At 52.6% G+C, this 12,341-nt stretch carries 12 protein-coding genes; 7 read left to right on the top strand and 5 right to left on the bottom strand.

The genetic code is table 11. The features are described from left to right. Positions 1-99: 99 nt before the first annotated feature. Positions 100-447 carry a DUF7344 domain-containing protein gene (locus MUG95_RS16760; protein WP_049919527.1) on the bottom strand — a complete coding sequence of 116 codons (348 nt, stop codon included), beginning with the start codon at positions 445-447 and terminating at the stop codon, positions 100-102. Between the two features lie 257 nt (positions 448-704). Here MUG95_RS16760 and MUG95_RS16755 point away from each other — a divergent pair, with 257 nt between their 5' ends. Next, positions 705-947, top strand: coding sequence for a helix-turn-helix domain-containing protein (locus MUG95_RS16755; protein ID WP_247010762.1), 243 nt, complete (start codon positions 705-707; stop codon positions 945-947). Between the two features lie 11 nt (positions 948-958). Here MUG95_RS16755 and MUG95_RS16750 read toward each other — a convergent pair whose 3' ends face one another. The 4 genes from MUG95_RS16750 to MUG95_RS16735 form a co-directional block, all read right to left on the bottom strand. Further along, positions 959-2,116: a BREX system ATP-binding domain-containing protein gene (locus MUG95_RS16750; protein WP_247010761.1), complete on the bottom strand. Its 1,158-nt coding sequence runs from the start codon at positions 2,114-2,116 to the stop codon at positions 959-961. Next, positions 2,116-3,012: a hypothetical protein gene (locus tag MUG95_RS16745; protein ID WP_247010760.1), complete on the bottom strand. Its 897-nt coding sequence runs from the start codon at positions 3,010-3,012 to the stop codon at positions 2,116-2,118. The genes MUG95_RS16750 and MUG95_RS16745 overlap by 1 nt, the downstream gene beginning before the upstream one ends. After that, on the bottom strand, positions 3,009-4,043 hold the full coding sequence (locus tag MUG95_RS16740) for a tRNA-guanine transglycosylase (RefSeq protein ID WP_247010759.1): 1,035 nt from the start codon (positions 4,041-4,043) through the stop codon (positions 3,009-3,011). Before MUG95_RS16740 ends, MUG95_RS16745 begins: the two co-directional genes overlap by 4 nt. 139 nt (positions 4,044-4,182) lie before the next feature. Continuing rightward, on the bottom strand, positions 4,183-7,086 hold the full coding sequence (locus MUG95_RS16735; protein ID WP_247010758.1) for a DUF6884 domain-containing protein: 2,904 nt from the start codon (positions 7,084-7,086) through the stop codon (positions 4,183-4,185). A gap of 860 nt (positions 7,087-7,946) precedes the next feature. Between MUG95_RS16735 and MUG95_RS16730 the strand changes: the two genes are divergently transcribed. The 6 genes from MUG95_RS16730 to MUG95_RS16705 all read left to right on the top strand — a co-directional run bounded on the left by MUG95_RS16730 (position 7,947) and on the right by MUG95_RS16705 (position 12,265). After that, a complete protein-coding gene (locus MUG95_RS16730) occupies positions 7,947-8,402 on the top strand; it encodes a 6-pyruvoyl trahydropterin synthase family protein (protein WP_247010757.1) in 456 nt (151 codons plus the stop codon). Then, the gene (locus MUG95_RS16725) at positions 8,402-9,175 is read left to right on the top strand and encodes a 7-carboxy-7-deazaguanine synthase QueE (RefSeq protein ID WP_058365348.1); all 774 of its coding nucleotides are present in this window, start codon (positions 8,402-8,404) and stop codon (positions 9,173-9,175) included. Before MUG95_RS16730 ends, MUG95_RS16725 begins: the two co-directional genes overlap by 1 nt. 1 nt (position 9,176) lies before the next feature. Beyond that, positions 9,177-9,785 carry a GTP cyclohydrolase I gene (gene folE / locus MUG95_RS16720; protein ID WP_247010756.1) on the top strand — a complete coding sequence of 203 codons (609 nt, stop codon included), beginning with the start codon at positions 9,177-9,179 and terminating at the stop codon, positions 9,783-9,785. Next, positions 9,782-10,477, top strand: coding sequence for a 7-cyano-7-deazaguanine synthase QueC (gene queC / locus MUG95_RS16715; RefSeq protein WP_089650006.1), 696 nt, complete (start codon positions 9,782-9,784; stop codon positions 10,475-10,477). The genes folE and queC overlap by 4 nt, the downstream gene beginning before the upstream one ends. A 315-nt stretch (positions 10,478-10,792) precedes the next feature. Next, on the top strand, positions 10,793-11,068 hold the full coding sequence (locus MUG95_RS16710; protein ID WP_137685209.1) for a hypothetical protein: 276 nt from the start codon (positions 10,793-10,795) through the stop codon (positions 11,066-11,068). Positions 11,069-11,110: 42 nt separating this feature from the next. Beyond that, positions 11,111-12,265, top strand: a complete 1,155-nt coding sequence (locus MUG95_RS16705) for a hypothetical protein (RefSeq protein WP_247010755.1) — start codon at positions 11,111-11,113, stop codon at positions 12,263-12,265. Positions 12,266-12,341: the final 76 nt, after the last annotated feature.

Genomic DNA, 12,341 nt, shown 5'->3' with positions numbered 1-12,341 from the left:
GGAAATTGTCTGTTCGTTCTCTTCTTGATCAATAACTCGTATCGAGAGTCTCATTGGATCTCGCCTCCGCCCATAGTGAGGCGAAATAAAATGGCCGTATCAGTCGATCATTCGAGCAACCACAATCAGGATCAAATACTCCTCAATACGAGGAGTGACTGTTACGACTTTAGCGCGATCGTCGTAATCAATAATATCGTATTTGGCGAGCTTTGGCAGGTGGTTCTGAATCAACCCATTATATACTGATTCATAATCTTGAGAAGTGACTTCTCGTGGTGAAGTGCCATTTTCGACGCTTCCAATCACCCTAGCCAGATGTCGGACATCAATATCCTGTTCGTACCCGAATAGGAATAAGTAATTTAATAGAAGGACTCGCCGTTCATTTCCGAGTATTCCAAGGACATTCGCAACGCTACTGGGGTAATGAGCAGTAGACGTCATACAAGATCTCCTCGAATTCCTCTCGACGGTACATACCGATTCTGACCATCGGATTTTTGCAGGTTGTCGGTTTGAATGTACATGCTGTCTGTCTCAGGCAGCGCGGGCGCGGTGTCTCCAGCACCGCCCTCGTTTCTGAGGGGCCGCGCTTCATACCTTCAACACTCTCCCAGACCCTTAATTCTAACGTAGTAATATACTCTGTTAGACTATTGGGGAAGGATACGACTATACGAACAGATGCGTATTCGCCACACATGACTAATGAGGAATACACTCCGAGTGAAAACGAGGAAGAAATCCTGAATGTTTTGAAGGAAGGGCAGGGTTCATCTCAACCCTGGGGACGAGCAAACCCATTATTCCTACGGGAACAGACCGGCCTAAACAAGCAGCAGGTGAATTATGCACTTAGGCAACTCATCGCTGCTGGATGGGTAACTAAGGTCACGGAGGGGCTTTATGAATTCGTTGACGATCCCCGAAATGGTAACACCTGAATTATTGATTATCAGATCGTCTCTTCCACCCAAGCAGCTGTGATTTTATTTTCCTTTGATTCTGCAGCATCATCGAGGATACGACTACACATAGATAGGACCTGTCGGATATTGCCCTGTGATGTTTGGAGAATCAAATCCAACGCCTCCTCAGAGAATGGCTCTATCCCTTCATTATCAGCAGAAGACACTCTCTCTTGATCTAGATAATCACGCACCAACTCATAGAGATTCTCACTTGTGAGGGGTTTCAGAGCAACTTCTTCCCCAATTCGCTCACTGAACGCGTGGTACTCACTCATCACGTCTTGCCACACCTCGGGAGCACAACCAAACAGCATGCATAGTCCCGAACTGTTCTGATCCATCAGGTGCCGAATGCTGTTGAGTGTTGCCTGTTCATCCTTTGGTGAGAGTCGCGCGATACTCTCGAACTCGTCGACGAAGACGAAAATACCCGTATAACCGAGTTCGAGGAGCATATTTTTGAGTGCAGTGAAGGCCCGAACACCCATCGTGTCGTCGTCGAGTGCGCTGTGAATTTCCATCTCCTTACGCTGCTCGTAACGAATCCCCTCTGCGGTAAGCCACTGCCACGCGTAGAGATTCGTGTCCTCGTACACCATGTGGATAATGGCACGCGCAAAGTCGGCGAACTTCGTCACATCACTGAGGCGGCGAATCGCCTCGGGGACAATTTCCGAGAGCAGCACATCGCCTTCGTCAATCAGCGATTCCATCCCACTGGCACCGATCGGGTTTGTGTCGGTGACATCTCTCGCCACAGATGCAAGAAACTCGTACGCGAGCTCTTGGAGTCGGTTGAAACCCAGGTCGTAGACAAACTCGTGGTAGATGTCGAGGAATCCTTCACCAGGCTGGGCGACATATCCCACGACGACGTCGTCGCGACCACGGAGTAGCGAGCGCGTGTATTTGAGCGTGTGAGACTTCCCATTCCCATACTTTCCAGTGACTACCAGATGTTTCGACTTCCCAGTAGACAACATCGACGAAACCGTCGAGCTGATCTTGTCCGAAACGTGCTGCTGCCCACAGTAAATCTCGGGGTCTTCAGCTGGAACTGGACTGTATGGGAAGGGGTTCGCGTTTAGGTCGTACTGTGAGTAGTCTTGCTGTTCGTCGGTGATCGTGAATGCGTCGGACATTATGTAGCCTCCTGCGAGTATTCGATGTCGCGGTCATGCACCGCGAGATAGTAGTATTTCTTACCGAACTGTTCAACGCCGGCCATAACCTGCTGAGTGGACTGGGATGTGCTAACTAAACCGTCCTCTTCAGAGAGCGCAATACGCTTGATGCCGAGTGCGGAATCCTTCGCAGCCGTATCCATTGGCGCTCCCGACAGCTCGAGCTTACCGACGTTCTGTCGGCAGAGCTCGAGCAGCGCTGCGTCGAAACCATCGCGAGTGCAGCCGAGTCGTTCACAGGTCTCCTCACGGAGACGTGGAATCGACAGGTAGCGCTGTCGAAGGTCAACACCTGCTCTCTCTTCAAGATCGTCGTACACGTCCAAAAGCAGGTAGTGGAAGTTAGCAGATATCGCCGCCTGGTCGACCAAGTAGTAGTTACCTGTGAACGCGTTCCGTTGGACTCGGCCCAACCGCTCAGCCCAATCCCCAAGGACCTCCACACTCGTTTGGTTATATGAATATGGGCTGAACTCTTGTGCCTCTTCCAATTGAGTCAAGAGTGTGTCTAAACCAGCGTTTTCGACGTTTTCGAGAACCTCGATGAATGTCCCGTAGTGGGGACTACGTGTCTCCAAGATTGTACTTACTTGGCTCCAGTCCTCGTCGCGAATTGCACTAAGGAATGACAAACCGACATCAGTCGTCGTATAGACTGGTTCCTCGCCAGAATCATCTTCGTCGAGCAAGGAGATACGCTTTGCTTCGAGGATTGTTTCACGTGCACGGCGGTGACTTACCTCCAATTCGTCCTCAAGATCTACAGTTGACTTGCTAACTGCTTCACAGGCATGAGCCAGTTCAGCCATCCGGCTGAGAGTGACTGGCCTTACAGTTGGTCTCTCATCGCTCATGTGAGCCTCCTCATCTGTTGCTTCGCGGTTTCGTATGCCCGCTTAGTGACCTCATTGCCGCTGAAGCGCAAGTCGAGGTACTCCTCAATATCTCGACCAGATTCGGCGACATACCGGAAGCGTCGCAGCTCGGTCGCAAGTGCCCAGAGATTATGCTGGGTCAGGGCAGTTCGGTCTTCGCGAATCTCGTCGAGTGATTTTTGTCCACACACTGGGCAGGGACAGGGGAGCCTGTCTAGTTCCTCGATATTCCGTAGTTCTTCTCCCCCGAATCCCGGAATTAGGTAGTTCCGGTTGCCTGCACTACGAATGAAGGCCGAAGAGTCGAAACTGTCGACCCCCAAGTAGAGTAGCAGTGGTTGATAGACGAGACCTCCAAGACCATACACGTGCAGGTGCTTGTCTGTCGCGTTTCGTGCAGATAGTATCAGTTTTGTTACCTTTTTATAATCGGTTCGTATTGGAACCATACTTCCGAGGGCATAGCCATCGAATTCACCATTCTTCTCTAAGTATTGTATGTTATTCCGGATCGTCTCTGGATCGTAACCATGGACACTCGCGAAGAGAAGGCCCTCCCCATCGTGATGGTCGCTCGCTTTGAGTGCGTACTCGATGCTTTGGTCGATTCGCCGTTGGTTTTCTGCTGCCCGATTCTCCCTTGAGAGAGGAATGTCGACTGTACCGAGGATGTCCGCGTCCAATTGTCTCTGGGTATCAAGCGTTTTTGCTGGGGTAGTGTCCACTTCTTCGTTGGCGAAATCGAACCCACCACTATCAGCGAAAACAATGGTGTCCTCGGGGACGTCCATTTCCTCTCGTAATGTTACACCATTCGATATTCTCTGCCACATTGGGTCTCGGTTGCGAATTGATCTCGCGTTGATCATCGCTGCCGAGAACTCTGGGATCGTGCCGACGTACGTCGGTGTATTGTCACTCGACCGCTTCCCGATGTTTCTGACGGGGAAGAGAACAGGGGTATCTAATTCCCCTCGGGGGAGGTCGAGTTTCCTGCGTCGATACAACATGCCTCCCGCTCGGGTAGGCTGTCCTCTTATTTAGTGAATGGGGCAATATGGACCGTTCAATAATATGTCATTTATTCTAGAGTGGGAGATGGTTCTTAGGAGCGGAAGAACACGTACGATGCCACTTGGTAGTGGAGGATCACTCAGACTCGAATTCCGCTTGTGGTGGCACTTCCTCTACTCGCCGACATAGTTCTTCGATAGTTTCCGGGCGAAGAGTATCGACAGTATCGATGTATCGAGCGAAATTCTTCATATAGTGACCCTTGAGTCCAACAACGATCGTGCTATGTTCTTTTGCGTCCTCTGTCCGCGCGGGGATGGATTCGATGTTGTCAAATTGGTCTTCGACAAGTTCGCGGTTGAAGACCACACCAATCCGGTCGGAACGTACCTCCTGAACCATCTCGTCGATGTCGATACTGGTGTAATAGTCCTTCCCAAGGGTAAAGAAGACGACATCATAATCGGCCTCTTGAAGGAGGTGTCGTAGGTCTTTTTGAATGTCGAGTTTCGCAGATCGCTCTCTTATGTCGCTAACATTCATTGAGCTGAATGTTACCTCGTAGGGGGGGAGATACTCGTCTTCTGCGACAAGGCCAAATCCTGCACTTACGAAGTAACGGTCGACGTCGTGACCTTGTCGCAGAAGCCATCTAACTGCACTCTTGACGTGGTTTTGCTGGCGTCCCGTGTACAGGTCGCGTGCTGCAATACCTGGCACATTATCCCGAGCGAGGAGGTTTTCACGAGAGAATTGGAGAGTTTCCTCTTCACCGAAAATCGGCGCGTCGTCTGGTATCTCCTTCGATCCTGAACATTGGTCGATGACAAGGATGTCCAATCCGTTTTCGGTATCAATCTCAGGTGGATGAGGCACGAAGTCGTCACTAGCTGCATAGTTTTGCCCACAGACCTCGAGTATTTCATCTCGCAAGTCTCGAGGGTTGCTATTGGTGTGTACCTCGCAACCGTTTTCCCGAGCAGCCGCTACGGCTTCTTCGTCAAGTTCACCATCCAATGTGTGTACGAAGAGGTGCTGGTACCTGGCTGCTTGTTCGCCGACGTTTGCTGCCATACGATCTGGGGCGAACGAGACGAGCGACGGGGTTTCTTCCCACCACTCACTCACGCCGTTCGCATCTAGTACACCAATCTCTGCGACCGGAAGGTCATGTGTCTGAGTCCAGAATGAGGAGTGTTTGTCGCGCAGATAGTCTTCAACAGTTTCGTAGCCACTGTAGGCTGCATCCCCCTGGGTCGCGACGAGGATCTTCGGAAGGTCTTCCTCGAATTCATCGTAGAAGCGTCGTGTGTTGTGGAACCCTCGTCTCCGATTTCGATCGTTCCCCCGGAAGATGCAAACCTCGACACCGTACTCTCTACAGATTGGACAGTCACATTTCTCCCACGGACGACTTCGAAGGGTGTCTTGATACTCTTGGAGCAGGTCGTCGTCACCGATCCAAGTAGCGTAATCCCGGACAATCGCCCAGACTCGATCATAGTCACTGACAACGTACGGCTCGTTCAAAACGGTCTTCGCGTGTGGGAACCCCTCAAATACGTCTACCGCTGTGCTCAGTAGTTCGTCGTACTCCTCGAACGGAACTGGAGCAGTCGGGGTATCTTCCCGCAGGAGTTTGACTAACTTACTACGGAGATTATCACTGAAGCTCGCCTGAAGCTCGCGGCCATACTCGAAATCCTCTCGGAACGCCCTTTCTATGTCCTGTAGGAGCGACTCATCATACTGATCATCGTGGCGGTGTTCCAGGAGATATTCTCTCGTCGCTGGAAGCACCTTCTCAGCCTGTTCGTACCAACTCTCGAGAGCATTACGAATCGAATCTCCTGTATCGTATGCTCGAAGTGCCACCAATGTTTCACGACCGCGTAGGGACGTTTCAACAGCTTCGTCGAGATCGTCCCGGCTCGATGGATAGCGAACTCGAATGGCATCGTAGCGTTCGTCGTTATCAAGACGATAATTCTGTCCACCGGTCCACGCCGAACGAAGCATACTCGCGCTGTCGAAACTAGTCATCCCCGACCGACCAATCGTCTCGAACGCCTCAGTCTTCGCGAAGCCGAAGACGTGAGAGTCGATGCGGGTGTTGTGTTCTCGTTCGAACTGCTTGATCGTCTTCCCGACGCTCTTGACGATTCCACGAACGTCGTGAACTGGGCTACCTGCGACTCCCCCGATTCCGAGGTAGTCATAACCCATACCAAGCACTTCCTCGGTGGCCTTACTGTATGAATCAGGGTTCCATCCCTGGATAGCGACCATCAGTCGGAACGGATAGTCACGACGCTGGTAGAGGTCATACATCTCTCGGGCGTTCCGCAGCGTCAGGTCGTAGCGGAACTCGGCGTCGTGTTCGCGATAGACCGCACGTGAATCCTGTGCGAGACGGGACAGAACGGTATCAATGTCTCCCCGAAAGTCCTCAGCGATGAACGGCTCAACTTCTATATCGGGATCAGTACGAATCGTCGGCTCGTACTCGTCGACATATGAGGGCCATTCCTCTGGCCATTCCTCGATCATAACGTCAACGACGTCGGTGATGGGATCGGGGATGTCGCCTTTGTTGAGTTCTCCGTCGAACGCGCGTTCGTCAAGATAAAGCCGTCCCTTGTCCTTTCCCGACCCTAGAACGAGGTGGTCGATAGTGACGCCGACAGTAACGTCCAGCGTCTCGTAGAAGTCGAGCATATCCTCGTTCCCGTACGGTGGGAAAGGGAGCGACTTGTACCCCCAAGCCCCGCAGTCACTAATCGTCGGTAACCAATTCGGGATAGAAAGTACGGGGTCATCGTAGACACCGTACTGGGCTAGTCGCTCGGCTTTGCGGTTTGTCTCTTCGACCTGTTCGCGAGATATGAGAACCCCGTCTACTGGTGTGGTTTCGGGCTCGAAAATGTCCCAGATATAGTCCAGATCGCGCTCTTGACGGTTCAAGGTAGAGAGTTCGTCGTGTTCGAAATCGTAGTGGGAGTCGACTGCGTCGTCCCACTCAGGTACGTAGAACCGCACGTTAGATAGTCACCAGTAGTAGCGATGGGAGGGCATCCTATAAATCCGTTTGAAGTCCCTCATTCTGTAACTGGCACTAACTAACCGAAGTCAGATAGTGTAGGGCCAGTATGGATCTGTATCGAATCCCATTGGTCAGGGTACTCTGCCTCAACTTGCTCAAAAACACCGTCGCCGATCTCGGTCAGAACGTAACTACTTGACCGAATCTTCGCGAGTTCCAGGTGGACTAACCACTTGTAGTGTACTTTAGCACGTGGTACCCAAGAACTGTCACTATCGACATCGGGGTAGAGATGGTCGATTCGCTCACCGAACCTCTGTGCCGCTGGTGTGTCTTGAGTTGTCGGAACAGTTTCAACTGTGAGCTGATGGAGAACTGCCAGCATTGGCAAACGGTGCTCATAAAAAATAACCATCCAGAGAAGGGCCTGTTCGGTACACGATAGCGAATCTTTCACTCCGATGCCTAACTTTGCTCCAGAATGACTCTGTTGCAGTGCAGGTTCATACGCTTCGGTAAGCGATCGCCCTCTTTCAGTTAGTTCGCCCTCATCCAGAAGGTCAAGCAGTTCCAAGAGTCGAGTCACGTGCTGAACTTTTCTTGACCCCACGACACCTCTGTTGAAAGCTAATGTCCGCAGATCGGCATTCGGCTCACGCCGTCGCAACTCAAGCAACTCGCAAGCTAGCGGAAGGTCGTCCCAATCCGGCTGAACCGTCTCTAGGTGCCTGACTGACGACGTTTCCACAACTATTGGCTCTAATTTGCCAACCGCAATATAATTTCCTCACGTGATTAGGGACATAGTGAGTATGCTACCGATAATACTTAGTGAATACTGGGAGAGCCTCTTGGTGTGCATCTTGAACAAGAATCGGTCTCCGACCTTTCCGAGTCTGGTGAGAGGACACTATTCATAGGAAGGGACAACCCGATCCGAATCAGCACCGGGCACCGCCTCCTCCACCACGATGGGAAATGTAGTCGTCCACATGGACACAACTACGAAATCTCGGTGGAGGTCACTGGTTCTCTCACCCAAGATGGCTGGGTCGTAGACAAAGGAGATATTACCTCAGTAATAGATGACTGGGACCACCGCTTCCTCCTCGAGAAGGACGACCCCCTCATCGACGCCTTCGAGCAGAGCGGCGACGGTGATTCACTCGTCGTTCTCGAACACCCACCGACCGCGGAAGTGATGGGGCTCGTCTTGGAACGAAAACTCCTCGAGACACTTCCAGAGTCAGTCTCAGACATCTCAGTAGTGGTGCGGGAGACATCGGAGCTCTGTGCGGGGGCGACACACTGATGCCAGTCAGTTCGACAGCTGATGAGCAGCCAGCGGACGATGTCGATGGCGCAGCACTGCCGGTCAACGAGCTCTTCTACTCGCTCCAGGGCGAAGGGAAGCTCACCGGGACGCCATCGGTGTTCGTCCGCACCAGCGGATGTAATCTCCGATGTTGGTTCTGTGACTCCTACCACACCTCCTGGGAGCCCACCCACGCCACAATGAGCGTCGACGACATCGTCGAGGAAGTCCAGTCACACGACGATGCCGACCACGTCGTCCTAACTGGTGGTGAACCGCTTATCCACGATGACGCGGTCACGCTCCTCGAGCAGCTCGACGATCTCGGCTACCACACTACCGTTGAAACCAACGGTACCATCCACCGTGACGCCCCCATCGATCTCGCAAGCATCAGCCCGAAACTCGCCTCCAGCACACCCACCCCTGAGAAAGACCCCAAAGGCGATGGCGAGTGGGCAGACCGTCATGAAGAACGGCGCATCGACCTCGATGCACTCGGCGCACTCGTCGACGACTATAACGCACAACTCAAGTTTGTCGTCACTGGCCCCGATGACCTGCCCGAGATCGAATCCCTCCTCGCTGACGTCCGATCGACGGCAGCGAGTCGCATCCCGGATTCCGACGTGCTGCTGATGCCCGAGGGGACGACTCGAGACGAACTCGATGCCCGCCGGAATGAGGTAGCTGAACTCGCGATGGAGTACGGCTACCGGTACACGCCCCGCTTGCACGTAGACCTCTGGAACGACGCCCCCGAAACGTAACATGACGAGGACGCACTCTCAATTCGCGACTGGCGAGGTAGAATCAGACATCGACTACGAGAAGGCACAGCGGGGCGTTCGCCTCCTGTTAGAGGCCGTCGGCGAGGACCCGGACAGTAACGCGCTGACTGAGACCTGGCAGCGCCGCGTACCGGACGCCTTCGCGACACTCACCGAAGGCCAACGGGAGGCCGCGAAGCCGACGATGCGGACCTTCGACGCCGAGACGACCGATCTCGTTGTCAAAACCGCAATTCCCGTGTATTCGCTGTGTGAGCACCACTTGTTGCCGTTCTTTGGAACAGTTCATTTGGCGTATCGGCCGACAGACGAGGTGGTAGGGCTCTCGAAGCTGACTCGGTACGTCCGCTGGCAGTCACGAAAGCTCACGATGCAGGAACAGCTGACGAACGACATCGCGTCCGGACTCAAAGAGGAACTAGACGCAGCTACCGTCTTTGTCGAAATGAACGCAACGCACCTCTGTGAGGCGATGCGCGGCGTTGAAACGAGAAGCACGACCACCACCAGGGCAACTGCCGGAGAACCGACTGAGGCAGAACGTGAGCGGTTCCAAGCAGCGGTCAACCGTACGGAGGGTCAGGGATGAGCGAGCAACGAGCGGTAATCCTGGCGTCTGGGGGAATGGATAGTGCGACCGCGGCGGCTGTCGCGCAGGATGCTGGCTACGAGTTGTACATGCTGCACACGTCCTACGGCCAGCAGACCGAGAGTAAGGAGTACGAATGTGCGCAGGCCCAGGCCGAGGCCTTCGACGCCGCAGACTTCCTCCACCTGACGACGGACCACCTCTCGAAGATCGGTGCGTCGAGTCTCACTGACGACGAGATGGACGTCGAGGAGGCAGACTTGGAGAGTGACGAGATTCCGAGCTCCTACGTACCGTTCCGGAACGCGAACCTGCTGTCGATGGCGACGTCGTATGCAGAAGCCAACGATTGTGAGGCCGTGTTTATCGGTGCGCACAGCGAGGACTTCTCGGGGTATCCGGACTGCCGACCGGAGTTCTTCGAGGCGTTCCAGCAGGTCGTCGACGTCGGCACGAAACCGGAGACGGAGATCAGCGTCGAAGCGCCGTTCGTCGAGTTGTCGAAAACAGACATCGCCGAACGCGGTCTCGAACTCGACGTCCCCTATGAACACACCTGGAGCTGCTACCGGGAAGAAGCACCAGCGTGTGGCACGTGTGACGCGTGTGCGTTCCGTCTCCAGGCGTTCCAAAATCTCGGCGAGCGCGATCCAATCGAATACGCCGAGCGCCCCGATTATACCGAATCATAGACGCCGCTGAACCGATTTACCCACGATTAAGACAGATCTGGCTCTAATTCTTCTCGACGGAGGGTGGCTCACGAAGAGTAGGACCGGTGCGGGAGACACCGATCCCAGGGTGCCCGATGCAGAAAGTAATCTAATAATCATCCAACAGTTCTAGTTTGTGAATACCTATGGTGGTTTCACTCATTCGTCTAAACGGACGACAAAGCGCCGCGTAGTGGGATGCGCGGCGGTGAAAATGCCAGTTCCATCGTTGGCACTACTCCCCTTCCTCTGAAGTGGCGGACATTGATTACCGTAGCCGAATGAAATTGACTCATGGGCAGAATCACACAATCAACCCGACTAAGTCAGGTTCAGCACATCATCGGTAGCGGAACCGGAGTACTCGACTTCGCAGTAGATGGTGAAGACGACTACTACACGTGGGACGGCAATGAGGGCGCTGAGTGGGAGATTGAGGATGTGGCTTCCGTTCAGAACATCGATGAAGATCGGTTCATCATGTATCCGGAAGGTGAGTTTTTCGTTTGCGAAATCGAATCACAGGGCGAGGAGCAAAACACCGGTCCAGTTCACTGTTGGTGCGAGTAAGACAGGAACAGAAATATCTGTCACCGAGAGTTGGCTATCAATATGTATGCTGACGATGTCGATTTCTACTCCCTCTCAGAAACCAAACAACGACGCTTGGTCCATAATAAGCGCGTTGCGACTACTGACCAACTTCTAAATGAACTGCCAAAGGGAAAGCCTGCGGTTCGAATATTTGAACGCTCTCTCGACCAATTAGTGTTGGATCAACTGGAGCAGGGTCAATACACTATCGAAGAATTAGCAAACTACTTTAGCGTACAACCCGCGGACGTTCGACGTATACTACATAAGTATCGCCGACGCGGGTCAGACGACTTTACGAACGAGAATTTCAAACTGAACCTTCTTGAGGAACGGCACGGTGTGATACGCGGTGTCGACAGTGACGGAAGGTCACTCTATTATACGCTTCAAACAATCCCATTCTTCGCTCGTGTAGTAGATCCAACGTTGATGTTTTCTCTATTGGGACTGGACGAGTATGTCGATACGCTCCCTCATATTGCCGAACATATCCCTGGTGGAAAAGTCACTGAACTGGATGAAGACTACGCCTTCGTGATCGGTGAATACTGGAATATTGACCCGGAGGAAGTGTTCGAATACTTGACTGAGTTTGACCGCGCATATGTCGATACATCATTACTTCCGCTACCATATATTGAAGATGATGATCACTATGAACGTGTTTCTCGTCGGTTTAGGCAGGTTGAGGGGGTCTACCGTATGTTTCGTGGAACGTCAGATCATATCCAGGAAGTCGGTGAAGAATTCATAGGTCGTATCGAACAGAACCAAGTTGGAATAGCTACTTATCAAGTAATGAGTATTGATTTCGCTGATTTTGAGTGGTATGTAGACCAGTCTGGTGACTATGTCCTTCACAACGAAATCAGCGATTGGGTAGAGCAAATAGCCCGATCGCTTCAACCCGATGAACCTACTAAGGACATCGACGATTCGACAGAGGACACAGAGATTAATCTTCGAGATGAAATCCAATTAATCCTCTCAGAGAAACATCGAACTCCTGCCGAGATATACGAAGAACTCCCACGAGATATTCAATTGGGAACGGATAAATCAGAAGTCAAGGCAGTTCTAGAACGATTGGCCAATACAGGTGTTATCAGCAAAAAGAACGAGAAGTCGACATGTCATTATTTCCAGCGACAGGGGAAAACGTGGGAGTAGTCAGGGAAGCCTTTATCTACTTATGAGCGAGACCAACAATATCCTATTCGAATGACCCTCCAGTATGCGCGTCTCT

The sequence above is a fragment of the Halorientalis litorea genome, assembly GCF_023028225.1.
GTDB classification, from domain to species: Archaea; Halobacteriota; Halobacteria; order Halobacteriales; family Haloarculaceae; genus Halorientalis; species Halorientalis litorea.
This window is presented reverse-complemented; position numbering and strand designations above follow the sequence as displayed.

Coding starts and splice junctions, on each gene's coding strand:
- MUG95_RS16725 (WP_058365348.1), top strand. CDS start 8,402: ATGCCAGTCAGTTCGACAGCTGATGAGCAGCCAGCGGACGATGTCGAT.
- queC (WP_089650006.1), top strand. CDS start 9,782: ATGAGCGAGCAACGAGCGGTAATCCTGGCGTCTGGGGGAATGGATAGT.
- MUG95_RS16745 (WP_247010760.1), bottom strand. CDS start 3,012: ATGAGCGATGAGAGACCAACTGTAAGGCCAGTCACTCTCAGCCGGATG.
- MUG95_RS16710 (WP_137685209.1), top strand. CDS start 10,793: ATGGGCAGAATCACACAATCAACCCGACTAAGTCAGGTTCAGCACATC.
- MUG95_RS16740 (WP_247010759.1), bottom strand. CDS start 4,043: ATGTTGTATCGACGCAGGAAACTCGACCTCCCCCGAGGGGAATTAGAT.
- folE (WP_247010756.1), top strand. CDS start 9,177: ATGACGAGGACGCACTCTCAATTCGCGACTGGCGAGGTAGAATCAGAC.
- MUG95_RS16705 (WP_247010755.1), top strand. CDS start 11,111: ATGTATGCTGACGATGTCGATTTCTACTCCCTCTCAGAAACCAAACAA.
- MUG95_RS16760 (WP_049919527.1), bottom strand. CDS start 447: ATGACGTCTACTGCTCATTACCCCAGTAGCGTTGCGAATGTCCTTGGA.
- MUG95_RS16755 (WP_247010762.1), top strand. CDS start 705: ATGACTAATGAGGAATACACTCCGAGTGAAAACGAGGAAGAAATCCTG.
- MUG95_RS16750 (WP_247010761.1), bottom strand. CDS start 2,116: ATGTCCGACGCATTCACGATCACCGACGAACAGCAAGACTACTCACAG.